Source organism: Acinetobacter sp. GN11, assembly GCF_054823985.1.
This window is the reverse complement of sequence record NZ_JRVL01000201.1, coordinates 333-21,826: the sequence shown is the minus strand read 5'-3', so window position 1 is coordinate 21,826 and position 21,494 is coordinate 333. Positions and strand designations below refer to the sequence as shown.

Here is a 21,494-nt window from a genome sequence, read left to right as displayed (position 1 = left end):
TGGCGGTGAGAGAGGGATTCGAACCCTCGATACGCGCAAACGTATACACACTTTCCAGGCGTGCTCCTTAAGCCACTCGGACACCTCACCAAGGCGTGCGATAGTAACTAAAAAAACGAGTCCTGCCAAGATTTAAGATGAGCATTACAGAAAAAAAATAATAGAGGTGATAAGATTGCGATAAAAATCATATTGGTTTAATTACACAATGCAAAATACGGCCAAAAAAGCAACCTTGCCTGCCACGGCTTTGGCAGCTCTTGGGGTGGTCTTTGGAGATATTGGAACAAGTCCACTCTACGCCTTAAAAGAGTCCTTCCATGCAGCGCATGGGTTGGGAATTAAGCCTGAAAACGTATTAGGAATTTTATCCATTATTTTTTGGTGCTTAATGCTGATCATCAGCATCAAGTATGTCGCCATCGTTATGCGTGCAGACAACAATGGCGAAGGCGGAATCATGGCCTTACTCGCATTGAATTTACGTAAAGCCAAAATTGCCGATAACAAAAAAATCTACATGATTGCGATTGGCTTTATTGGGGCATCGCTGTTTTTTGGTGACGGTATTATTACCCCAGCCATTTCGGTACTCTCGGCAGTCGAAGGCTTGTCTATCGCAACCGATGTGTTTGACCCATTCATCATGCCAATTGCGATTACCATTATCATCGCGTTGTTTTTGGTACAAAAACACGGTACGGCTTTTGTCGGTAAGTTTTTTGGCCCAATTACGATGGTGTGGTTCCTGTCTTTAGGAATGTTAGGTCTTCACAGTGTCATTCAAACTCCTGTGGTGTTGGGCATGTTTAGTCCGCATTGGGCGATTCAGTTTATCTACCACCAACCCCTAATGACCTTTTTCGTTATGGGTGCTGTGGTTTTAACAGTGACTGGTGGTGAAGCGCTTTATGCCGATATGGGACATTTCGGACCAGTTCCAATTCGTCTAGCATGGTTCTTCGTGGTGTTGCCGTGCTTAGTTTTAAACTACGCAGGTCAGGGTGCATTACTGTTAAGAGACCCAGCGGCGATTCAAAACCCGTTCTATTTATTGGTGCCGCAGTGGGCACTTTACCCAATGATTATTATGGCGACCATGGCAACAGTAATTGCTTCTCAAGCTGTAATTTCTGGGGTATTTTCACTTGCTCGCCAAGCAATTCAATTGGGCTATTTACCACGTTTAAGTATTAAACATACCTCTGAGTCAGAAGAAGGCCAGATTTATGTTCCTTTCTTAAACTGGTTACTTTTAATCGCAATTATTATCTTAATTTTGATTTTCAAAACCAGCTCAAACTTGGCAAGTGCGTATGGTCTGGCTGTAACCTTGACGATGCTGTGTGACACGATTTTGGTTGCTGTGTTCATCTATTCAGCTTGGAAGTGGAGCATGCCAAAAGTGCTACTCCTGATTATTCCATTCTTTGTTTTAGAGTCGGTGTTAGTGGGTGCAACTTCGCTTAAAATCTTGTCGGGCGGTTGGGTACCATTATTGATTGGTGCGATTGCAGTGACCATCTTAATGACATGGAAACGTGGTCGTGAGCTTACTTTTGCCAAGCTCGAACACGATACATTGTCGCTTGATTTATTTGTGAAAAGTATTGGTAATAGTGTGCACTGGGTGCCAGGTGATGCTGTCTTTATGACGGGTACGCCAAACGTTGTACCGCATGCTATGCTTCATAATATCAAGCACAATAAAGTGTTGCATCAGCGCAATATCTTGGTAACGGTAGTTATTGAAGATGTACCATTTGTTGCACCAGAAGAGCGTATTTCAACAGAAACTTTGGCTGAGCATTTCTTCCGTATTAAAATCTTCTACGGTTTTAAAGATGAAATGAATGTACCAAAAGCACTTATGCAAGCTTATGAGCAGTTAGGTCTTGAATATGACTTGATGCACATCAGCTTCTTTATTTCGCGCGATCGTATTGTTCATTCGGTGGGCGACGGTATGTCTCCATGGAGAGAGAAACTATTTATCTCTATGCAGCGTAATACCAGTCCGGTGAGTGACTTCTACCAAATTCCAACCAACCGTGTGGTTGAGTTAGGCAGTCAAATCGAAATATAAAAATTGATGTAATAAAAAAACCAAGACACATGTCTTGGTTTTTTTATGGCTCTGATTATTGAGCTTGAACAGGTGCATCTGCTGGCAAACCATCATCTTTTGCCATTGGGTCTGCCGACTGAGTTGGATCTTGTGGCGCTGGAGACGCCTGATCTTGTGCAGGTGGCACTGCATCCATTGGTGCAGCCGGAGGTGCCATTTCACCGCCTGCTGGAGGTGCTGGTGGAACGTCTGCCGGAATAGGAGCACCCGTAGGCGCTGCATTTGTCGGTGCAGCAGAAACTTGCTGTACTTGTCCGCTATTGACTAAATCGCTAATAGAGCCAGGTTGGCCATTTACCGTTGTAGTAACTTTCACTTTAGACAAACTTTCTAAAGTATCTCCTGGCTGGACTGCTGGTTCAGCCAAAGCGGCCATACTACATAATCCCGTGATTACGCCAATACCAATAATCTTTGAATGGATCATTAAGTGGACTCCGATTATATTTTTATCCAAATTTGTGGAGCTAACCATGTCATAAGCAATCAGTGTTTTTCAACGAAAGATACGCAATTGGCGTAATTCAATAGCCAAAGCCTCTCATAATTCCAACAGATTGTTACGTAAGGGGAAATGGAGTTACAAAAAAGATGACCATGTTTTAACCATTTGAAAGATAAGAGATATACTTAAAAAAGTAGGGTTGTTAAGCTGCGTGTGGACAGTGGTATTGATAGAAACATGGCAAGTAAAAAACGTAGTAAAGGTACAAACTCTTTTTCTCTAAGTGAGCATTTTGGCAAGATTATTCTTGCTTGTATTGCTGCGGGAAGTTTTGCGATTGCATTTGGTAGTGAAAAGATTTCGCAGTGGTTTTCCCCTTTAAGTACTAACTCGACTTGCCTTAATCAATTCTATCGGGAAGTGCCACCCGCTTTAAATAAAGAAAGCTTAAAAAAAGACAGCTATCCGCTGTGCTTTAATGGCTTTAATGTCTTGTATTCAGGCATCTCTAAAACGCCGTTATGGTCGGCTGAACATCTAAGTCCGGAACGTTTAAGCGTTAAAATTAAGCGTGAAGATAGTTTTCATGAAGAAACCCGTATTGATCTAAAGCACCGTTCACTTTTAAGTGACTATCGTGGCTCAGGTTATGACCGTGGTCATATGGCACCAAATGGCGATATGCCAAATAAAAACTCACAGTCAGATAGTTTCTCGCTAAGTAACATGGTGCCGCAAGCGCCTAAAAATAATCAGGAAGTTTGGCGTAAACTTGAAGAAGCTACACGCGCCCTTGCGACTAAACAAAAACAAGATGTTTATGTGGTGACTGGCCCTGTTTTTGAGGGCAAACGCCTTAAAACGATTGGCAAGGGTGTCATTGTTCCAACAGCTGTTTATAAAGCGGTATATATACCAAAAACGGGCGCTATTGGGGCTTACTACGCACCCAACAATAACTCTCTACAAGTGAAAGTGGTGAGTGTTTGCTACCTTGAAGAACGCTTAGGCGTTAACCTGTTCCCGCAATTAACGGAGCAGCAAAAGCGTAATGTCTATCGTCTCCCTTTAACGGCAACTTCAGTTAAGCCAAATCAGAAGCTGGACTATTTACATTGGGATGGTGAGAGCCAGTGTGAACAGGACTTAAACGCCGATCAAATTAAAGTTTTACAAGACCAATTTAAAAAGCAAAAAAGTGGATCATCAGAACCAATGGAAGCAAAAGTTCCAAGCATTGATGAAGAAACTAGAAAAGCGATTGTGAAACAATTGGTTGATGCCTTGGTGAACTATTTCTTGCAAATATTGAAATAAGCAGCTTTTTTTAATTGTTATTGCAACATCGTAAATATTTAAAATAGAATCCATAGACAGATCTGTCTATGGATTCTATTTTAATAAGGACAATAACAATGTTTGCTTCGATGTTTCTTTTTTCATTTGCAATGTCTATTACCCCAGGCCCAGTGAATACCGTCATTTTATCGACCAGTTTAAATCATGGTTTAAAAAGATCGCTTCCTTACATTTCAGGTGCGACGATTGGCTTTACTTTACTTCTAATTTTTATGGCATTTGGTCTTCAGAGTTTATTAACTCAGTTTCCTGTTGTATTAAAAATTCTTGCGATTTGTGGAACGCTATTTGTTTGCTATATCGGCATAAAAATTATTCTTTCTGCTACCAACATTTCTATTTCAAATGCTCCCGTAGACCAAATTATTATTCCCAATTTTAAAGATGGTTTTTTGCTACAGTGGCTTAACCCTAAAGCGTGGTTGGCTTGTGTATCGGGCATTACCATGTTTACTAGCATTGAAAATCCACAGTCGTTGCCGATCTTTATCGTTATTTATTTCTTCACTTGCTATGCGTGTTTATTCTTTTGGGGGCTATGCGGTGATAAATTTTCAATAGTACTGAATCAGGGCAACCGTTTGAAATATTTTAATATCTTGATGGGAGCATTCTTAATTTTATCGGCTCTTTTAATTTTGATCGATTTTTTTTAAATTGGTCGTATTACACTGTGAAGATATAACAACGAGACAAGACCTATGTTTAAGCCATTTGAAAAGGGTACAGAGTCTTCTTCAATTGAAGATTTAACATTAGAAAATGATGTCGATTGCGTCAGCATTTATGGCAACTTGCAAATCACCAAAGACAAAGTCGGATTAGAACAAGCGAAGGCTTTACAGAGCTTTTTAAATGATGTTGTTGCGACTTTGGAAAAAGAAGAATTGCCTGAGAAAATTGAACGTCCAGCTGAACAAGAAATTAATAATCCGTTTTTGTAATAAATATTATTTTACTCAATTTGCTATCGCGACGGCGGCACGGATGCCGCCTGTTTCACTGCGTTACATGGAAGTAACGTCAGTGAAACGAATGAGTTTTGTCACTTTTGCTCACTCAAAAGTGAGGCATTACCTACACAACTACTACTTGAGTGAACATGGTACTTGCGGTCGTGCAGTTAATCCTTCTCCCCAGCAACTACCTTATAAATAATCGCCCCAATCACAGCCCCTAAAATCGGCGCTACCCAGAACAACCACAACTGACTTAAAGCAGCAGTTTCAGCAAAGAATGCAACACCTGTACTACGTGCAGGGTTTACCGAGGTGTTTGTAACTGGAATACTGATTAAGTGAATAAGCGTTAAGCCTAAACCAATCGCAATAGGAGCGAAGCCAGCAGGTGCGCGGCGGTCAGTTGCACCTAAAATAATGATTAAGAAGAAAGCTGTAAGTACCACTTCAATTAAGAAAGCTGAACCTAAGCCAAATTTGTTTGGTGATAAATCACCGAAACCATTTGAAGCAAAACCACCAACACCGCTAAAGCCAGCTTGGCCTTGAGCAATAATATAAAGAACAAATGCAGCAGCAGTCGCACCGACCACTTGAGCAACGATATAGGGAATTAAATCTTTAGCATCGAAGCGGCCGCCGACCCAAAGGCCAACACTTACCGCGGGATTAAAATGTCCACCTGAGATATGCCCTAGAGCATAAGCGCCTGTGAGTACGGTTAAACCAAAGGCAAGGGCTACACCTGCAAAGCCAATACCAAGTTCAGGGAAAGCTGCGGCTAATACTGCGCTACCACAACCACCAAAGACTAGCCAAAACGTACCTAGAAATTCAGCAAAATATTTATTCATTCTGATTACTCATTTATTTAATCTATTTTAATTAATGTGAATTACGTCACATAAATTTAAAGCATGTGACTATATGAAATTTTTGTTTTCAGTGTTGTTTTAATCAAGAAAAGATTTGTAAGTTTTGGTTGGTTATTCTTTGTCTAAAAATTGATCTCGCCATTGTTGCGGTGTTTGATTGGTCCAATGTTTAAATGCTCTTTGAAAAGCACTTTGTTCTGAATAACAAAGCAAAAGAGCAATCTCTTGTAAGCTTAAATGAGGATCTTTTAAATACTCGGTTGCGAGCATAAACCGTACTTGCTGAACACGTTCCTGAAAGGTGGTGTTTTGTTGTTGCAAATGACGTTGGAGTTGTCGAACAGAAAGGCCTAGCTGAGTTGAAATATATTCAATTTGATACTGATTCTTTTGCAGTCCAGTCAAAATTGAGTGCTGTAAGCGTTGATCAAGTTGGGTCGAATTTGGTAATTGTTCTAAAAGTGCTTGGGCTTGTTGAACCAGTAATTGTTGTAGCGTGTGGTCAGCACTGCTCAGAGGCTTACTAATTTCAGAACTTGGAATAAGCAACTCTGTACGCGGCTGACTAAAACGAACGGGACATTGAAAGTATTGTTCATAAACCCTAATGTTTTTGGGCGCCGCATTTAAGAAATGTACCTCATGTAAATGAACATCTTCATGAGACATAAAAAGGCGTAAGAACTGAATGACCAGTGCAATCGCGATTTCATCAGTAAGCTGAGTAGGGTGTAACTCAGTCGCTTCCCAGCGAATGGAGCCATATCTTCCTTGTAGTTCAACGACTAAAGGGCTTCCATCATAAATCAGACGGTGAAAATCATGATAGCGAATTAAGGCTTCACCTAAGTTATCGCAAGAGAGAGCAAGGTAGGCAATAATCCCTAAGTGTTTGGGTTGCACGTATTTGGCAATTTCTAGGCCTAATCCCGGCTTCGGGTCTAATTTATAAATCACTTCTAATAGGTCACGCCAAACTACATAGTCAAAGCGTTCCAGATTTTGAATTTGCTCTAATTGTTCAGGAATAGCTAACTGATTGGCTTCGCAATAAGCTTTTAATAGATGTCCCAATCCTCCATATACTGAGCCTGTATAATTTTTTAGTTGTGGCATCTTTAACCACCTCTTTCTTGTCGTGATTTGTCAATGAAACCATAAATTATAGTCAATACCTAGCATAACGAATTTTATATGCTGAATAAAAAGAAAAAGGAGTAAGGCGATGTTAAAAGGGTTCATTGCAGGAATTGCGGTTGCAAATGCATTTGAATGGGTAGCGCATAAATATATTTTGCATGGTGTACACCGTGCTGGAAAACCGCGCTATAGCCCCGTGCCAAAAAGTATGGAATCCCATTGGGCACACCATCGTGAAGTCCGTAAGCAGCAATTTCATGATGATTGCTATGTGGAGGGCGTTGGCAACTGGCGAACTAAAAATGAGTTAATTTCTCTTGCTGTAGTGGCAACCGTTTCAAGCGCAATTTTTTACCCGTTTTCAAAAGGCATGGCACTTGCAGCTTGGTACAGTGCAGGAAATTATTATTATATTCATCGCCGTGCACATTTAGAGCCTGACTGGGCAAAGCGTAAAATTCCTTGGCACTACGATCACCATATGAACTCTAATCAAGACGCCAATTGGTGTGTGACCAAGCCTTGGTTTGACTATGTGATGGGAACACGTGTGGTGTCTTCAGCAGATTTAAAAGAACAAAATCCTTTGGGTGTTCGTTTACCACCTGCATTTGCTAGACCATTATCTCAAGCTGTAGAAAAAATCTTTCCTGCAAAATGGGTCGAGAAAAAAGAAAAGCCTGAACTTAATACTGAGGTGAATGCAGTAGACGGTGCTGCATAAAAAAAGGGGCATATCGCCCCTTTAAATATCAATAAGCTTACAAGCGCATTTCGATGCCTTGTTCAGCTAAATATTGCTTAGCTTCTGGAATCGTATATTGGCCAAAGTGGAAAATACTTGCTGCCAATACTGCATCGGCACCACCTTGTAAAATCCCGTCTGCAAGGTGTTGTAAGTTGCCTACACCACCTGAAGCAATGGTTGGAATGGTAACGCGGTCATTAATGGCACGCATTAAAGCAATGTCGTAACCTGCTTTCGTACCATCGGCATCCATACTGGTAATGAGTAATTCGCCCGCACCGTAGTCAGCCATTTGTACAGCCCACTCAATGGCATCAATACCCGTTGGTTTACGACCACCGTGAGTAAAGATCTCCCATTTGTTATCACCAGTTTTTTTGGCATCAATCGCAACCACAATACATTGTGCGCCAAAGTGCTGAGAAGCTTCTTGAACAAATTCTGGGTTAAATACGGCAGCTGAGTTAATACTCACTTTATCTGCACCTGCATTTAATAACGCACGAATATCTTCAACCTTACGTACACCACCACCGACAGTTAATGGCACAAATACAGTCTCGGCCATACGTTCAACAGTACGGTAAGTGGTATCGCGTCCATGATGTGTAGCGGTAATGTCTAAGAAAGTAATTTCGTCTGCACCTTGTTCGTTATAGCGACGTGCCACTTCAACAGGGTCGCCAGCATCACGAATATCGAGGAATTGAACGCCTTTAACTACGCGTCCGTTATCAACGTCTAGGCAAGGAATAATACGTTTAGCAAGCATAGCTTTTTCCAAAAATAATCGCCGTTGGTGAAAGTTCCTACACAGGCGCTACACCTTCATGGAGGGAAGAGGTATTCTATCAAACTTCACAGATGTTTTTTGCAGGTTTTCCATGTCGGTTTATACCCCGTTGAGTTTAGATGAAGTTCGCACCTTTGCTGCACCTTATGGATTAGAGGTGTTGGAGCTGAACCCAATTCAGGGAGGTATTCAAAACACCAATTATTTTTTGGTTGATGTAAACCGCAAACAATATGTATTGACTGTATTTGAAGAGTTAGATGCAAAAGGGGCAGGTGAACTTATTCCTGTTCTTGAACAATTAGGAACTCATGATGTACCTGTTGCTGTGCCGTTAAAGCATAGCGGACAAGCGGTTCATGTTATTGCAGAAAAGCCTGCACAGATTGCACCACGTTTAATGGGCCACCATCCCATGCAAACTACAGTAGCGCAAGTTGCAGCGATTGCAGACGCACAGGCGAAGCTACATGTGGCTTTACAAGATTTTCCGCTTGAGCGTGAATATAGACGTGATCATCAATACTGGACAGGCGTTGCCGAGCAGCTTAAACCAAATATGACTCAAGAAGATCAAGCTCTACTTGAGCAGGTATATCAAGCTTTTAATGCTAAAACAGCGCAGTATTCAAACCGACCAACAGGTTTTATTCATTCAGATTTGTTCCGCGACAATACTTTGTTTGAAGGTGAGCAGCTGCAAGGTATTTTAGATTTCTATGAATTAAATCAAGATGAATTGCTATTTGATATTGCGATTACCATCAATGATTTTTGTACCGAATATCCAGCAGCACATTTAAACTCAGACAAAGTGGCTGCTTACTTAGCGGCATACCAAAAAGTTCGCGTGCTTACTTCAGATGAACTTGAGTGTTTAGATGTATTCTTGGCAATGGCAGCATGTCGTTTTTGGTCAATGCGTTTGCAAGTTGCTCAAAAAAATAAAGAAGAAGGACGTACCGGCGATGACATTTTGCAAAAAGACCCGCAGGAAATGCGAGCAATGATGCAAGATCGTTTGAGCCACGTAAAAGGATAAAGGAATAAAGATGCGAGATCAGGGGCGATTAGTCGAATGGTTCGACGAAAAAGGTTATGGCTTTATTCAGCCAGATGATGCTGAAAAAGAGAGAGTCTTTTTGCATATCAAAGATTTTGCACGCCCCGGTCCTCGGCCAATTATTGGCTGTGCGCTGGAATATCTGATTATTCTCGATGAACAAGGTCGCTTTCGTGCCCAGCAGGTCACTTATTTAAAAGCATCTCAAACTCGTAAAACGTCAAAGCCTGTAAAAGCACAATCTTCTTTTCAAGCCAGTCCATGGTCTGCAATGCAAATGGGGATCGTGTTTTATTTCGTTTTAATGGGAATTATGAGTTTTATCCATGTTTTACCAGCCTATACCTTATTGCTTGTTTTAATGATGAATGTGCTGAGTTACTGGCTATATTCACAAGATAAAGAAGCTGCACAATTGGGTAATCGCCGTGTGCCTGAGCAAACATTGCACATTGTCAGCTTTTTAGGAGGCTGGCCTGCTGCATGGTGGGCACAACAAAAACTGAGACATAAAACACAAAAACAACCATTCCGTAAGATTTATTTTTGTACCATATTCCTTCATTTACTTTTGATTTTGTGGCTAATTTCTCCCTTAAACGTATTGCGGGGCTCATAAAAGTAAATTGTTTTATTAAACTTGAGAGGTATAAAAATGAATAGTTCTATCGACCAAGATTCAAATCGTACTTTAACGCTTATTTTATATGTACTTTATATTGTCGCTATTTTTACAGGCGGCTTACTTGCGGTTATTGCTTTAATTATTAACTATGTAAAACGTTCAGATGTGCAAGGTTCAATTTTTGCGAGCCACTTTACATGGCAAATCAGAACATTCTGGTGGTATCTCGCTTGGAATATTATTGCCTTTTTGCCGTTTATTTTCTTGTTTTTCACGGGTGAAAATACCGATCTATTTGCAGGCGTTGCAATCTCATCGACCGTATTCTGTGTAGGTGTGATTGGTGCTGCGTGGATCTGGATTGTATATCGTGCAATTCGTGGATTGATTGCTTTAAATGATAACCGTCCGATGTATCAATAAATCATGATTATTGAACATGTGCATTTGAGTATAAAGTCCGGGCAAAGTGAAGCATTTCTTGAGGCTTTTGAGCAAGCTAAACATATTGTTTATCCAATGGAGGGCTTTAATGCTGTCCAACTCATTAGACATGCAACTGACCCACATCATTATATTTTAATGATCTTTTGGGATGAGATTGAAAATCATACTGAAGGGTTTAGAAAGTCTGAGGCATATCAGGAATGGAAAGCATTGCTCCATCCATTTTATGATCCAATGCCAACGGTTGAGTACTACCAACCCTCTATATTATTGAAGAAAAAATAATAGATAAAAAAGAGAGCATTATGCTCTCTTTTTTATTCTCGAATTCTTTTGACTTTTTTGGTCGGTAACTTAATTTTTAACTCACTCACTAAAACACCTAATACCACTAAAGCACCACCCAAAAGAGCAATGACTGGTAAACGCTCACCAGCAATTCGACCAATAATGCCCGCCCAAACGGGTTCTCCTGCATAAATAATTGCAGCACGTGAAGGGTCAACCACACGTTGAGCCCAGTTCATCACAAATTGAATGAGTGCGCTGGCTAAGCCTAATGCAACCGCAATCAGCACCAGAGGCCATGAAAATGCTGGAATCGTATGTTCACCAACCACAGGCATAATGGCAAAAGAAATTAGAGAGGCAACACCGAGTTGAATGATGGTGACACGGCGTAAATTTACTTTTCCAGCAAAGTAGCTAATAAAAATAATCTCTAAAGCAATCGCAAATGCACCCAGTACTGTTAAAAGCTGTCCAAAACTTAATGAAATCTGCTTAAAACCATTTCCTGTCAACAAAACAAGACCAGCGAAAGCCAGAGCTGCTCCCACCCAAGTCATGATGTGTGGTATTTTTCTAAAGATAAGCCACATTAAAAGAGGGACAAGCGGCACATAAAGTGACGTTAAAAATGCGGATTCACTACTTGGAATGGTTTGAAGACCAATCGTCTGTGTGCCATAGCCCGCCGCAATTACAAGGCCAATCGCACTCCCTGCACCTAAATCTTTTAACGTTATGCCTTTCATACTTTTTAATGAAATAACTAATAACGTTAAGGCAGCTACAGCAAAGCGACAGCCCACAAAAAACATAGGTGACGAAAAATTCAGTGCATACTGCACAGTAAGGAATGTTCCACCCCAAATAATGGTAATTAGGATAAGAGCTAGCTGTGGGGCTTTGCTTGAGCTCAGGGAAATTGGTGACATATCTGATCAGGAGAAATTGTGCAATATACTGCACATATTGCAGTATTCCTATGTTTTGTGCAATATATTGCTCACATTTTCTTTGCTATTTATTTTATGACCCAGTCCAGCACCGTTTTACAGCACGTCGGCACAAATATTCGTTCATTAAGAGATGAGCGAGGTTTAAGCCAGCAGGATTTAGCCGATCAGGCTGGTGTGAGTAGACGGACAATCGCTGCTTTAGAAACGGGGCAGGTCAATATTAGCTTGGCTAAACTCGATGCGATTGCGGTAGTTTTGGGCGTAGATTTTAGAACGATTGTGAGTGCACCTGAATTTAAAGAGCATGCCTTAGTAAATGTTCTGGCGTGGCAGGGTGAAAAAGAAGAAAGTAAGGCAACTCTATTAGCTTCAGTTCCGTCCCGTTCGCAGGTTGAGCTTTGGACATGGTCGTTAGCAGTGGGGGAGTCTTATGTTGCAGAAGCAGACCCAGAAGGATGGCAAGAGCTTATTTATGTGTTAGAAGGTGAGTTGACCATACAATTTGCGGATAGCTCAAAAACTATCGTTGCTGGCTCTACAGTTATATATGCCAGTTCAGTGACTTACACCTATATCAATAGTGGAAATCAAGTGCTTAAATTTATTCGTAATGTGGTGTATTGATTTAAACGTAACTTTCATATCAGTAATAAAAAAGAGCCTAAACAGGCTCTTTTTTATTTCTTAATAATTAAAGACGGTTTTCATCTAACAAAAGCTGAGCTTCACGAAGGTTTAAAGTACCTTCATAAATTGCACGACCTGTGATTGCACCTAAAATTCCCGGTTGGCCTTTTAAGTTGCGAACGTCATCAAGGTTGGTTACACCACCTGAAGCAATCACGGGTAAGCCTGAGTATTGAGCCAAGTTTACAGTTTGCTCAACGTTTACACCTTGCATCATGCCGTCACGCGCAATGTCTGTGTAAACAATGCTAGACACACCTGCATCTGCAAAGCGTTTAGCTAACTCAGTTGCTTTAACGTCAGTAACGTTTGCCCAACCGTCAGTTGCAACCATACCATTTATGGCATCAATACCAACAATGATGTGACCAGCAAAGCGTTTACACGCCTCTTCTACAAATTCAGGCTCTTGAACTGCTTTAGTACCAATAATGACAAAAGTCACGCCAGCTTCTAAGTAATGTTCAATTGTTTCTAATGAGCGAATACCACCACCAATTTGAATTGGTAATTCTGGCTGAGCTTTAGCAATTGCTTCAACAACAGGCTTATGAATTGGAGTGCCTGCGAAAGCGCCATTCAAATCGACCAAATGCAAACGACGTGCGCCTTCATTTACCCAATGTTGGGCAGTTGCAACCGGATCATCAGAGAAAACGGTATCGTCTTCCATACGCCCTTGTTTTAAACGCACACATTTACCATCTTTCAGGTCAATTGCAGGAATGATTAGCATGCTTCCGCTCCTTGCTTCATCATGATTATGAAATTGTGCACATCTTAGCAAAGTATTGATCAATCGCTAAGCCTTAGAAAAGACTTTTATAACTTTACGCTTGAAGTGCCGTTTGAATCGTTTGTGAAATGTGAGCAGGTAATAGTTCTTGCTTTCTGAGCTCGTCAAATACCAATAATGCAGCATACGCATCGGCGGCAGCGTAGCTTATTTGTTGTGATGTAAGTGGCTTTCGTGCCCAATTTGAAGTTCCAACTTTTTTCGACTTTGCAAGATATTGCCCAAATAGCAGTGCAATCGCTTTTTGAACCCCCATTTGCTGGGTAAAACCAAAGTGACTAAAGCCTTTGGCTAGGTCGACACAACTTTCCAGCTCAATGCCTTTTTTATGAAAAATGTGCTTATCATTTTTAAGGCCAAAGCCGACTTTAATTTGCTGAGGGCTAGACAAAATGGGTTGTAAAAATTTTAAAGTCGATGAATTGACGTGAAATAAATAGGCTTTGTCTTCTGTAGCAAGTTGAATCAGATGTGGACCTGTCGAGACTTCGCCTACTCGAAAAGTCGGTTTAGATTCTGAATCAAAGCCAAAAATACTAACGACTTTTAATTCCTCTTCGATACTTTTGCATTGCTCAATATTTTCAATGACCACAATATTTTGATGATTAAGATTTTCAAAAGGAGGGAGTTGCTGAATAGAGGCTTTATTAAGGAGGGGAGAGGCTTCGGACATATTTAACAGCGTACAAAAGAATTGAGCTATTAGCTTTATATATGAATAAAGCCTAGAGAACTAGGCTTTATGACTGTCTTTAAAAAATTATTGAGACTGAGACGGTGTACTAATTTTAATACTTTCACTTTTTTCAATATAGGTTTGATAGCTTGGGACTGCTATTGCAATAATCCCAACAATAAAGAGAATTGGAATAATGATAATATAAATCCAACCCAATATACGCTCCCAACTTGGCGTTGCACGCGCTGGACCGTAGTCGTTAGTACCTTCATCACCTTTAGCTGCAAAAAGATAAATCATAAGGCCAATATTTACAAAGGGTACGAGTAGAAGTAGTGACAGCCAACCACTATGATTTCGATCATGTAAACGACGAATCATAAGTATAAAAGTAGAATAGAAATATGCGATATAAAGAACAAATAATAAAATGAACCCAACCGTGACAGGTACATTACTGCTGGGTTCAACTACCAGACCTGCGGTCATACCAATCACTGCAAAAGCACTAGTGAAAATAATAGCATAAAGCAGTAACCAAGCAGCATAAGAGAGTCGTCCAAAACGACCACTAGCTTTAAAGGGTGAATCTTGTTGAAGTGGCTGATTTTCAAAAGGGGAATTCATTTTGTTTTCCTGATCATTTGGTTTTATTTGAAAGTATAAATATTCAATATTTTGTTGAATAAAATATCATTCTATAAATGTTTGGTTGTTATTATAAATAAAAAAAAGATCAGGCCATCTAGACCTGATCTTTTCAGTTTTAAATCAGATTAAATATTCCATTCCACAAAGTTTTTAAGCAACTGCAAACCAGCAGTATGACTTTTCTCTGGGTGGAATTGAGTCGCGAATAAATTATCTTTGTGAATCGCTGTGCAGAAGTTCACGCCATAGTCACAGGTTGCAGCAACTAAGCTTTCATCTTTTGGTTCGACATAGTAACTATGTACAAAGTAGAAGCGGGCATCTTGTTCGATGTTGTTCCACATTGGATGGCTTGGGTCTAGTTGGTGAACTTGGTTCCAGCCCATGTGTGGTACTTTTAAACCTTCCATTTGAGGGAAGTGCTTTACTACACCATCAAAAATACCGAGTGCGTCTACACCGCCATTTTCTTCAGAACTTTGTAGTAATGCTTGCATGCCTACACAAATCGCAAGAACTGGCTTATTAAAAGCAGCGTTACGTACGACTTCATCAATACCTGCTTCACGCATGCCTTGCATACAGTCACGCATTGCACCAACGCCCGGAAAAACAATTTTGTCGGCTTGTGCAATTAATTTTGGATCATTGGTCACATCGACTGTAGCGCCTACATGCTCAAGTGCTTTAGCTGCTGAGTGTAGATTGCCCATGCCATAATCAAGTAACGCGATACGTGTCATTAGAGGCTACCTTTTGTCGATGCAATCGTGTTTTCTGCACGTGGATCAACTTCACATGCCATACGTAAAGCGCGAGCTAGCGCTTTGAACACACTTTCAATTTGATGGTGGCTATTTTTACCTTTCAAATTATCGATGTGTAGGGTCATAAGCGCATGGTTTACGAAACCTTGGAAAAACTCAGAAAATAAATCGACATCAAATGTACCGATGCGCGCACGAGTAAATGGAATATCCATAAATAAACCCGGACGACCAGATAAATCTACAACAACGCGAGATAAAGCTTCGTCTAATGGTGCATAAAAATGACCGTAGCGTTTTAAACCTTTTTTATCGCCTAAAGCTTGTGCAAAAGCTTGTCCAAGCGTGATTCCACAGTCTTCTACGGTGTGGTGATCATCAATATCGAGGTCTCCGTCACAATGAATATCGATATCAAATAAGCCATGTCGCTTGATTTGATCAATCATATGGTCTAAAAATGGAACTCCAGTGTTTAGTGTGCCTTGACCAGTACCGTCGAGATTTAATCGAACTCGAATTTTGGTTTCATTGGTATTTCTAACCACTTCACTGATACGTTGCGTCATGGACACGTTCCTCAAAAAACGTCAAAAATGATTGGATGTAACGATAATTTCGCTGTGACGAATTCGTGACAGCATCATAGTTTGCTCAGGAGGGTTAATCAATGCCTATTACCGTACATGCTTATAGTTCTCTAGATAATTCAGAGATTCGAGATCAGCTTGAGCGACTGTATGATACAAGTCCGGAGTTTGGTGACGGGCACGATGCGATTGAACAACTTGAACAAGATTTACAACAGTATACCACGCTATACACTGCTGAATTTAACACCAAAATTATAGGGGCAATCTGGTCTTCAGGACAAGGTGAAAGCAAGGTGCTTGAATATATTGTTGTGCACCCAGCTAACCGTGGTCGTGGGGTCGCAGAGCGCTTGGTTGAAGAAGCTTGTCGTATAGAAGAGTCAAAAGGCGTTAAAATTTTTGAGCCAGGCTGTGGCGCAATTCATCGTTGTTTGGCTCATATTGGTAAATTACATCATTAACAGTCCAGTTTGTATGTGATGGTGATTTAAAAATAATCACTTGTTACAAAAAACACGGAAGTTGCTTGACGTGGTTATATAAACATTGTTTAATATGCCCACTTTGGCGTGATAGCTCAGTAGGTAGAGCAACGGATTGAAAATCCGTGTGTCCCCAGTTCGATCCTGGGTCTCGCCACCATATTCGAAAAAGCCTCATACATAACGTATGAGGCTTTTTTCATGCTTGTGATTTTATCTAAAGCATTATTTGTTTAGTTGTGGGTAAAATGAGATTTATCCACAAGTACATTCACTTATCCCCAAACTCAGTTTATTTTCTGTGTTATGCCAAAATGACAATAAGTAAGGCTCTAATCATGTGAACTATCATTAATTAGACGTTTTCCTAAACATACAGCTTCTACTTCGTCATAACCGAGCTGTTCATAAAAATTCAGTACATTTAGATTATCTTTACGCACCAATAATTGAAGTTTTGGGCAGCCTCGCGCAATCAGCCGTTTTTCAAGCTGCTGAACAAGTGCTGTAGCTATTCCTAAGCGTTGTTGGTGGGGATGAACAGCCAAATAATTAATCCAGCCTCTATGGCCGTCGTAGCCGCCCATAAGCGTACCAATGAGTTGCTCATCTTTAATGGCAACTAGAAATAAATCATCTTGTTGTGAGACTTTTCTGAAAATATCGGTTTCAGGATTATTCCACGGACGAGTCAGGCCGCAGCTTTCCCATAAAATGACGACATCTTCCAGATCCGCATTTGTAAATTGACGAATAATAAACATATAGATTTCTACTTTTTGTTTTGATGTGCTCAAAAGATAAAATAAAAATTCGGGCTTGAGCAGTGTTTATTAATAATTTAAACAAATAAAAAGCACCCCCGTAGGAGTGCTCGAATTCAGCTAGTTATTTAAGCTGATTTTGCCACTGGTGCTGCTTGAAGCATTTGTCCTGTTTCTTCGAAGTTTGCATGCCAAGACAACGCCTCACGAAGTAAATGAGGAGTGTGTCCACCTTTAGCACATGCACGATCAAAGTAATCATTTAATGCATCACGGTAAAGTGGGTGTACACAATTGTCGATAACGACACGAGCGCGTTCACGAGGTGCTAAACCGCGTAAGTCTGCTAAACCTTGTTCTGTCACTAAAATATCAACATCATGTTCACTGTGGTCAACATGGCTCACCATTGGCACGATAGAAGAGATATCGCCGCCTTTAGCAATTGATTTAGTCACAAAGATAGCCAAGTGAGCGTTACGAGCAAAGTCACCTGAACCACCAATACCATTCATCATTTTAGTACCGCACACGTGAGTCGAGTTCACGTTACCGTAAATATCAAACTCAAGCGCAGTGTTAATGCCGATAATACCTAAACGGCGAACCAGTTCAGGATGGTTAGAAATTTCTTGTGGACGAAGTACTAATTTGTCTTTGTACGCTTCGATATTGCCAAAAACTTTTTCGCCACATTTTGCAGAAAGCGTAATTGAGCTACCAGAAGCAAATTTCATTTTGCCTGCATCAATTAATTCAAAAGTACAGTCTTGTAATACTTCTGAGTACATGATGAGGTCTTCAAAGTCAGAATCTTTTAAGCCAGTTAATACAGCATTAGCAATAGAACCGATACCTGCTTGCAATGGGCCAAGGCTTTTCGGTAAACGACCTTCTGCAACTTCTTTATTAAAGAAAGCGATCAGGTGATTTGCAATGCCTTGAGTTTCATCATCTGGCGGAGTTACCGTTGATGGTGAGTCATGAGTATCGTTAAATACAATACCAACAATCTTTGCAGGATCGATTTGGATTGCTGATGTACCAATACGCTCATCCACTTTTGTTAATGGAATTGGAGTACGTGTTGGACGATAAGTTGGAATGTAGATGTCGTGCAAACCTTCAAAGCTTTCGCTTAAAGATGTGTTGATTTCAACAATAACTTTCTCGGCAAAGATAGCAAAACTTGCAGAGTTGCCAACAGAAGTCGTTGGAATAATGCCGCCATCTTCAGTAATTGCAATTGCTTCAATGACTGCAACATCAGGACGTTTAAGCTGTTGGTTACGCATTTGCTCAACAGTTTCAGATAAGTGTTGGTCAATAAACATAACTTCGCCATTGTTAATGGCGCGGCGTAAAGTGTTGTCCACTTGGAATGGCATACGACGAGATAAAACACCTGCTTCCGTGAGTTGTTTGTCTAAGTCGTTACCTAAGCTGGCACCCGTAATTAACGTGATTTTTAACGGGTTTTTCTTTGCAAGTTCTACAAGTGCTTGTGGAACAGCTTTAGCTTCACCAGCACGAGTAAAACCACTCATACCTACGGTCATTCCATCTTCGATGAATTGCGCAGCTCGTTCAGCACTGATGACCTTGTCATGAAGAGAAGCTAGGCGAATACGACTTAAAGACATTGGACATCCTCAGAATTGTCAAAACATAGGGGATTTTAGCTATGAAAAGTTGAAAAGTGCATAGGTGTTAGGCTAAGGTCTAATTTTGTAAATAAATGGTGGTATAAAATATATTTATGGTTTGTATTTTATTGATTTTTAATTATTTTATTTGTCTTTAAAATGAGGCTTTTAATAACTAACTGGTTAAATTAAAAGCGCTCACTCAAAGTTTGTTTTATTTTTTCTAATGGATTGATCGAGCTGTTTTCTTCAGTGCTTGGTTTCGGGATAGGTAAAGAAATAATAACTTCTAAACCACCTTGTTCACGGTTGTGAATTTGAATTTCACCATGATGAATATCGACAATACGTTTGACAATTGCCAGCCCAAGTCCACTACCTTGAATTGTTCTTGCGGCATCTCCGCGGACAAATGGTTGCATTAATTCTTCAATTTGATCTGGTGGAATACCTTCACCATGATCGGCAACGGTAATTAAAATATTTTCATTTTCGACTTTTGCACTTAGATCTATGGGTTCAGCACCATAGCGTTTTGCATTATTAATCAGGTTGGCAATCAGTCGCTTTAAAGAAAGGCTACGTGCGGGAATGATGGGCACATCCTGCATCTCGAAGTGAATATCAAGCGGCTTGAACTGGACAACAAGCTCTTGCAAAAGCATATTGATATTGGTGTCTTTCAACTCTTCATCTGAACCATCGCGCATATACGAAATAAACTGATTAAGAATTGCATCCATATCGTCTACATCATAGACCAAACCTTCACGTAAGAACTCATCAGGTAGCATTTCTGCTGTTAAGCGGATGCGTGTTAGAGGAGTTCGCAAATCATGTGAAATACCGGCCAACATAATACGTCGTTCACGCTCGGTTTGATCAAGCGTATAGACCATGCGGTTAAAGGCTTGGTTTACTTGACGTATTTCTAATGGACCGTGATTGGTATCTAAGTAAGGTGCAGTTCCAGCCTTACTATATTCATTGGCAGCATTCTGCAAACGACGCAGAGGGCGGTTCATTTGTCTGACCAAAATCAAAATAATGATAGCCGACAGTAATGGAACGCCAACGACCCAACCAATTAAGAGTTCAGGACTATAGTTTGCATAGGTTTTTAAAGGCTCGCGGACCCAATTCCCGTGCATTTCAGGTGTTTGAATCCAGATGCGTGGGCTCGGTTTAAACTGGAAGTAAACCGTAACATCCTTAGCCCCAATCTCATTTGCCAACTTTTGTTCGATCTGATTGGTAAATAACTCAGCAATTACTTTATCGCGGACACTTGGATATTCTTTGGGGTTGGTAACGTATTCAATACCAACACGATTACGTAACCACTCATCAATATCGACTTCATTTTCGCGATGAAAAATCCGTATATCTGGATTATTGACGAGCTCAAGTTCAACGGCAAGATAACGAGCGTGTTGTTGAATTTCAGGTAAATAAAGAGTGCGCCAAAAGAACCATAACGACATAAATAAGCTAAAAAATACCACCAGCAGTACCAGAATAGTGGTACGCATGGCAGCAGAGCGTGGCTTAATCTTGTCGAGAAAACGTTCCCACCGAGTTCGTTTCCGTTCTGAGTAGGTCGCGTAATCAGTAAAGTTTTGTGGCGCTATTGGTTCTAAACTCACTCTATCTTATCTCAAGCTTATTCCGCACCATCTGGAACAAATACATAACCCACACCCCATACAGTTTGGATATAACGTGCACGTGCAGGATTATCTTCAATTAAACGACGTAGGCGAGAGACTTGAACGTCAATTGAACGTTCCATTGCACCCCACTCACGACCACGAGCCAAATTCATGAGTTTGTCGCGCGTTAATGGTTCACGTGGGTGTTGTACCAATGCTTTTAATACTGCAAATTCGCCAGTCGTTAAGGTAACGATTTGTCCTTCGCGTGTCAGCGTGCGGGTAGACAAGTCTAAAGACCATGGACCAAAGCTCACAACTTCAACTTGTTGGCTTGGAGCGCCAGGAACTTCACGAACTTGGCGACGCAATACAGCACGGATACGGGCTAAAAGCTCATTTGGATTAAAGGGTTTTGGCAAGTAATCGTCTGCACCAGCTTCAAGACCTGCAATACGGTCTGAATCGCTACCGCGTGCTGTTAGCATGATAATAGGCGTATCAATATTTGATTGGCGTAAACGACGGCAAATACTCAAACCATCTTCAACTGGCAACATAAAGTCGAGTACGATAAGTGAAAATAACTCACGTTGTAATAAACGGTCCATTTGCGAAGCATCGTGGGCAGTTTTTACAACAAAGCCTTTATCTTCCAAAAAACGTTGCAAGAGGGTACGTAAACGCACATCGTCATCGACCACTAAAATACGTTCGACACGATCCGTTTCGTTGTGTACGGTTTCAGGATGTTCAGCAGGTACAACTAAACTCATGATGTACTCCCTTTTAAAGTCATAATTTATATATTATTGGGTCGGTGAGGCTTATTGCCAACAAGCCCTCAGTATAATGCTGATGTTCTTGTTAAGACTATGTATCAATTTGCTCAAAATTACAATTTTCAAGGTAGTTTGAAACCAAAAAACAACATCTTAAGCCCATAAT

Annotated in this window: 25 protein-coding genes, 2 tRNA genes and 1 pseudogene; 12 read left to right on the top strand and 16 right to left on the bottom strand. The window is 40.6% G+C overall.

Annotated features, from left to right (window positions below):
• Positions 1 to 90 (bottom strand) — tRNA-Ser (locus NL42_RS15835).
• 118 nt (positions 91 to 208) lie between these two features.
• On the opposite strand from NL42_RS15835, the gene NL42_RS15830 reads away from it, so the two are divergent.
• A complete protein-coding gene (locus NL42_RS15830) occupies positions 209 to 2,086 on the top strand; it encodes a potassium transporter Kup (protein WP_461313459.1) in 1,878 nt (625 codons plus the stop codon).
• A gap of 55 nt (positions 2,087 to 2,141) precedes the next feature.
• Here the strand turns inward: NL42_RS15830 and NL42_RS15825 are convergent, their stop codons facing one another.
• Positions 2,142 to 2,555: a hypothetical protein gene (locus tag NL42_RS15825; RefSeq protein WP_461313458.1), complete on the bottom strand. Its 414-nt coding sequence runs from the start codon at positions 2,553 to 2,555 to the stop codon at positions 2,142 to 2,144.
• Between the two features lie 255 nt (positions 2,556 to 2,810).
• On the opposite strand from NL42_RS15825, the gene NL42_RS15820 reads away from it, so the two are divergent.
• From NL42_RS15820 to NL42_RS15810, 3 genes are all read left to right on the top strand, one after another.
• A complete protein-coding gene (locus NL42_RS15820; RefSeq protein ID WP_461313457.1) occupies positions 2,811 to 3,890 on the top strand; it encodes a DNA/RNA non-specific endonuclease in 1,080 nt (359 codons plus the stop codon).
• A gap of 98 nt (positions 3,891 to 3,988) precedes the next feature.
• Positions 3,989 to 4,588, top strand: a complete 600-nt coding sequence (locus tag NL42_RS15815) for a LysE family translocator (protein ID WP_461313456.1) — start codon at positions 3,989 to 3,991, stop codon at positions 4,586 to 4,588.
• Between the two features lie 45 nt (positions 4,589 to 4,633).
• Positions 4,634 to 4,876 (top strand): hypothetical protein, encoded by a 243-nt coding sequence (locus NL42_RS15810; protein WP_461313455.1) that lies wholly within the window; start codon positions 4,634 to 4,636, stop codon positions 4,874 to 4,876.
• 179 nt (positions 4,877 to 5,055) lie between these two features.
• Here NL42_RS15810 and aqpZ read toward each other — a convergent pair whose 3' ends face one another.
• Both aqpZ and NL42_RS15800 read right to left on the bottom strand, forming a co-directional pair.
• Positions 5,056 to 5,745, bottom strand: a complete 690-nt coding sequence (aqpZ, locus tag NL42_RS15805; RefSeq protein WP_016139942.1) for an aquaporin Z — start codon at positions 5,743 to 5,745, stop codon at positions 5,056 to 5,058.
• A 132-nt stretch (positions 5,746 to 5,877) separates the two neighbouring features.
• Positions 5,878 to 6,882: an AraC family transcriptional regulator gene (locus NL42_RS15800; protein ID WP_461313454.1), complete on the bottom strand. Its 1,005-nt coding sequence runs from the start codon at positions 6,880 to 6,882 to the stop codon at positions 5,878 to 5,880.
• A gap of 109 nt (positions 6,883 to 6,991) precedes the next feature.
• Here NL42_RS15800 and NL42_RS15795 point away from each other — a divergent pair, with 109 nt between their 5' ends.
• The gene (locus tag NL42_RS15795) at positions 6,992 to 7,630 is read left to right on the top strand and encodes a hypothetical protein (RefSeq protein ID WP_016139944.1); all 639 of its coding nucleotides are present in this window, start codon (positions 6,992 to 6,994) and stop codon (positions 7,628 to 7,630) included.
• Positions 7,631 to 7,667: 37 nt separating this feature from the next.
• Here NL42_RS15795 and hisF read toward each other — a convergent pair whose 3' ends face one another.
• On the bottom strand, positions 7,668 to 8,426 hold the full coding sequence (gene hisF / locus NL42_RS15790; protein WP_004789907.1) for an imidazole glycerol phosphate synthase subunit HisF: 759 nt from the start codon (positions 8,424 to 8,426) through the stop codon (positions 7,668 to 7,670).
• Positions 8,427 to 8,538: 112 nt separating this feature from the next.
• Here hisF and NL42_RS15785 point away from each other — a divergent pair, with 112 nt between their 5' ends.
• Genes NL42_RS15785 through NL42_RS15770 form a run of 4 tightly spaced genes read left to right on the top strand, consistent with a single transcriptional unit; the run spans position 8,539 to position 10,867 of the window.
• A complete protein-coding gene (locus NL42_RS15785) occupies positions 8,539 to 9,489 on the top strand; it encodes a homoserine kinase (RefSeq protein WP_461313453.1) in 951 nt (316 codons plus the stop codon).
• 10 nt (positions 9,490 to 9,499) lie between these two features.
• Positions 9,500 to 10,129 (top strand): DUF1294 domain-containing protein, encoded by a 630-nt coding sequence (locus tag NL42_RS15780; protein ID WP_461313452.1) that lies wholly within the window; start codon positions 9,500 to 9,502, stop codon positions 10,127 to 10,129.
• 36 nt (positions 10,130 to 10,165) lie between these two features.
• A complete protein-coding gene (locus NL42_RS15775) occupies positions 10,166 to 10,558 on the top strand; it encodes a DUF4870 family protein (RefSeq protein WP_016139947.1) in 393 nt (130 codons plus the stop codon).
• A gap of 3 nt (positions 10,559 to 10,561) precedes the next feature.
• Positions 10,562 to 10,867, top strand: coding sequence for an antibiotic biosynthesis monooxygenase family protein (locus NL42_RS15770; RefSeq protein WP_461313451.1), 306 nt, complete (start codon positions 10,562 to 10,564; stop codon positions 10,865 to 10,867).
• A gap of 32 nt (positions 10,868 to 10,899) precedes the next feature.
• On the opposite strand, the gene NL42_RS15765 is transcribed toward NL42_RS15770, so the two are convergent.
• The gene (locus NL42_RS15765) at positions 10,900 to 11,802 is read right to left on the bottom strand and encodes a DMT family transporter (RefSeq protein ID WP_461313450.1); all 903 of its coding nucleotides are present in this window, start codon (positions 11,800 to 11,802) and stop codon (positions 10,900 to 10,902) included.
• Between the two features lie 96 nt (positions 11,803 to 11,898).
• On the opposite strand from NL42_RS15765, the gene NL42_RS15760 reads away from it, so the two are divergent.
• Positions 11,899 to 12,450: a helix-turn-helix domain-containing protein gene (locus tag NL42_RS15760; RefSeq protein ID WP_461313460.1), complete on the top strand. Its 552-nt coding sequence runs from the start codon at positions 11,899 to 11,901 to the stop codon at positions 12,448 to 12,450.
• Positions 12,451 to 12,517: 67 nt separating this feature from the next.
• Here NL42_RS15760 and hisA read toward each other — a convergent pair whose 3' ends face one another.
• The 5 genes from hisA to hisB form a co-directional block, all read right to left on the bottom strand.
• Positions 12,518 to 13,249, bottom strand: a complete 732-nt coding sequence (hisA, locus tag NL42_RS15755; RefSeq protein WP_461313449.1) for a 1-(5-phosphoribosyl)-5-[(5-phosphoribosylamino)methylideneamino]imidazole-4-carboxamide isomerase — start codon at positions 13,247 to 13,249, stop codon at positions 12,518 to 12,520.
• A gap of 94 nt (positions 13,250 to 13,343) precedes the next feature.
• A complete protein-coding gene (locus NL42_RS15750; RefSeq protein ID WP_461313448.1) occupies positions 13,344 to 13,985 on the bottom strand; it encodes a 3'-5' exonuclease in 642 nt (213 codons plus the stop codon).
• 87 nt (positions 13,986 to 14,072) lie between these two features.
• Entirely contained in the window at positions 14,073 to 14,618 is a 546-nt protein-coding gene (locus tag NL42_RS15745; protein WP_461313447.1) for a DUF805 domain-containing protein, read from the bottom strand.
• Between the two features lie 149 nt (positions 14,619 to 14,767).
• Positions 14,768 to 15,385 carry an imidazole glycerol phosphate synthase subunit HisH gene (gene hisH, locus NL42_RS15740; RefSeq protein ID WP_461313446.1) on the bottom strand — a complete coding sequence of 206 codons (618 nt, stop codon included), beginning with the start codon at positions 15,383 to 15,385 and terminating at the stop codon, positions 14,768 to 14,770.
• Complete coding sequence (gene hisB / locus NL42_RS15735; protein ID WP_004639787.1) at positions 15,385 to 15,978, bottom strand: imidazoleglycerol-phosphate dehydratase HisB; 594 nt, start codon at positions 15,976 to 15,978, stop codon at positions 15,385 to 15,387. The genes hisH and hisB overlap by 1 nt, the downstream gene beginning before the upstream one ends.
• A 101-nt stretch (positions 15,979 to 16,079) precedes the next feature.
• On the opposite strand from hisB, the gene NL42_RS15730 reads away from it, so the two are divergent.
• Together NL42_RS15730 and NL42_RS15725 are read left to right on the top strand one after the other, a co-directional pair.
• Entirely contained in the window at positions 16,080 to 16,463 is a 384-nt protein-coding gene (locus NL42_RS15730) for a GNAT family N-acetyltransferase (protein ID WP_004789887.1), read from the top strand.
• 105 nt (positions 16,464 to 16,568) lie between these two features.
• A tRNA-Phe gene (locus NL42_RS15725) sits at positions 16,569 to 16,644 on the top strand.
• Between the two features lie 172 nt (positions 16,645 to 16,816).
• Here NL42_RS15725 and NL42_RS15720 read toward each other — a convergent pair.
• From NL42_RS15720 to ompR, 5 genes and pseudogenes are all read right to left on the bottom strand, one after another.
• Complete coding sequence (locus tag NL42_RS15720; RefSeq protein WP_004789884.1) at positions 16,817 to 17,248, bottom strand: GNAT family acetyltransferase; 432 nt, start codon at positions 17,246 to 17,248, stop codon at positions 16,817 to 16,819.
• 128 nt (positions 17,249 to 17,376) lie between these two features.
• Positions 17,377 to 18,891, bottom strand: a complete 1,515-nt coding sequence (locus tag NL42_RS15715) for an acetyl-CoA hydrolase/transferase family protein (protein WP_461313445.1) — start codon at positions 18,889 to 18,891, stop codon at positions 17,377 to 17,379.
• Between the two features lie 35 nt (positions 18,892 to 18,926).
• A pseudogene (locus NL42_RS15710) lies at positions 18,927 to 19,055 on the bottom strand (hypothetical protein).
• A gap of 27 nt (positions 19,056 to 19,082) precedes the next feature.
• Positions 19,083 to 20,540 (bottom strand): ATP-binding protein, encoded by a 1,458-nt coding sequence (locus NL42_RS15705; RefSeq protein ID WP_461313444.1) that lies wholly within the window; start codon positions 20,538 to 20,540, stop codon positions 19,083 to 19,085.
• 17 nt (positions 20,541 to 20,557) lie between these two features.
• Complete coding sequence (ompR, locus tag NL42_RS15700) at positions 20,558 to 21,322, bottom strand: osmolarity response regulator transcription factor OmpR (protein ID WP_000060753.1); 765 nt, start codon at positions 21,320 to 21,322, stop codon at positions 20,558 to 20,560.
• Between the last annotated feature and the right edge of the window lie 172 nt (positions 21,323 to 21,494).

What these genes read in the sequence shown, in the direction of transcription:
- NL42_RS15810 (WP_461313455.1), top strand. Translation starts at nt 4,634, where the DNA reads ATGTTTAAGCCATTTGAAAAGGGTACAGAGTCTTCTTCAATTGAAGAT.
- hisF (WP_004789907.1), bottom strand. Translation starts at nt 8,426, where the DNA reads ATGCTTGCTAAACGTATTATTCCTTGCCTAGACGTTGATAACGGACGC.
- NL42_RS15770 (WP_461313451.1), top strand. Translation starts at nt 10,562, where the DNA reads ATGATTATTGAACATGTGCATTTGAGTATAAAGTCCGGGCAAAGTGAA.
- hisB (WP_004639787.1), bottom strand. Translation starts at nt 15,978, where the DNA reads ATGACGCAACGTATCAGTGAAGTGGTTAGAAATACCAATGAAACCAAA.
- NL42_RS15720 (WP_004789884.1), bottom strand. Translation starts at nt 17,248, where the DNA reads ATGTTTATTATTCGTCAATTTACAAATGCGGATCTGGAAGATGTCGTC.
- NL42_RS15730 (WP_004789887.1), top strand. Translation starts at nt 16,080, where the DNA reads ATGCCTATTACCGTACATGCTTATAGTTCTCTAGATAATTCAGAGATT.
- NL42_RS15800 (WP_461313454.1), bottom strand. Translation starts at nt 6,882, where the DNA reads ATGCCACAACTAAAAAATTATACAGGCTCAGTATATGGAGGATTGGGA.
- NL42_RS15825 (WP_461313458.1), bottom strand. Translation starts at nt 2,555, where the DNA reads ATGATCCATTCAAAGATTATTGGTATTGGCGTAATCACGGGATTATGT.
- NL42_RS15820 (WP_461313457.1), top strand. Translation starts at nt 2,811, where the DNA reads ATGGCAAGTAAAAAACGTAGTAAAGGTACAAACTCTTTTTCTCTAAGT.
- NL42_RS15775 (WP_016139947.1), top strand. Translation starts at nt 10,166, where the DNA reads ATGAATAGTTCTATCGACCAAGATTCAAATCGTACTTTAACGCTTATT.
- hisA (WP_461313449.1), bottom strand. Translation starts at nt 13,249, where the DNA reads ATGCTAATCATTCCTGCAATTGACCTGAAAGATGGTAAATGTGTGCGT.
- hisH (WP_461313446.1), bottom strand. Translation starts at nt 15,385, where the DNA reads ATGACACGTATCGCGTTACTTGATTATGGCATGGGCAATCTACACTCA.
- NL42_RS15715 (WP_461313445.1), bottom strand. Translation starts at nt 18,891, where the DNA reads ATGTCTTTAAGTCGTATTCGCCTAGCTTCTCTTCATGACAAGGTCATC.
- NL42_RS15780 (WP_461313452.1), top strand. Translation starts at nt 9,500, where the DNA reads ATGCGAGATCAGGGGCGATTAGTCGAATGGTTCGACGAAAAAGGTTAT.
- NL42_RS15745 (WP_461313447.1), bottom strand. Translation starts at nt 14,618, where the DNA reads ATGAATTCCCCTTTTGAAAATCAGCCACTTCAACAAGATTCACCCTTT.
- NL42_RS15765 (WP_461313450.1), bottom strand. Translation starts at nt 11,802, where the DNA reads ATGTCACCAATTTCCCTGAGCTCAAGCAAAGCCCCACAGCTAGCTCTT.
- aqpZ (WP_016139942.1), bottom strand. Translation starts at nt 5,745, where the DNA reads ATGAATAAATATTTTGCTGAATTTCTAGGTACGTTTTGGCTAGTCTTT.
- NL42_RS15830 (WP_461313459.1), top strand. Translation starts at nt 209, where the DNA reads ATGCAAAATACGGCCAAAAAAGCAACCTTGCCTGCCACGGCTTTGGCA.
- NL42_RS15750 (WP_461313448.1), bottom strand. Translation starts at nt 13,985, where the DNA reads ATGTCCGAAGCCTCTCCCCTCCTTAATAAAGCCTCTATTCAGCAACTC.
- NL42_RS15815 (WP_461313456.1), top strand. Translation starts at nt 3,989, where the DNA reads ATGTTTGCTTCGATGTTTCTTTTTTCATTTGCAATGTCTATTACCCCA.
- NL42_RS15785 (WP_461313453.1), top strand. Translation starts at nt 8,539, where the DNA reads ATGTCGGTTTATACCCCGTTGAGTTTAGATGAAGTTCGCACCTTTGCT.
- NL42_RS15760 (WP_461313460.1), top strand. Translation starts at nt 11,899, where the DNA reads ATGACCCAGTCCAGCACCGTTTTACAGCACGTCGGCACAAATATTCGT.
- NL42_RS15795 (WP_016139944.1), top strand. Translation starts at nt 6,992, where the DNA reads ATGTTAAAAGGGTTCATTGCAGGAATTGCGGTTGCAAATGCATTTGAA.
- ompR (WP_000060753.1), bottom strand. Translation starts at nt 21,322, where the DNA reads ATGAGTTTAGTTGTACCTGCTGAACATCCTGAAACCGTACACAACGAA.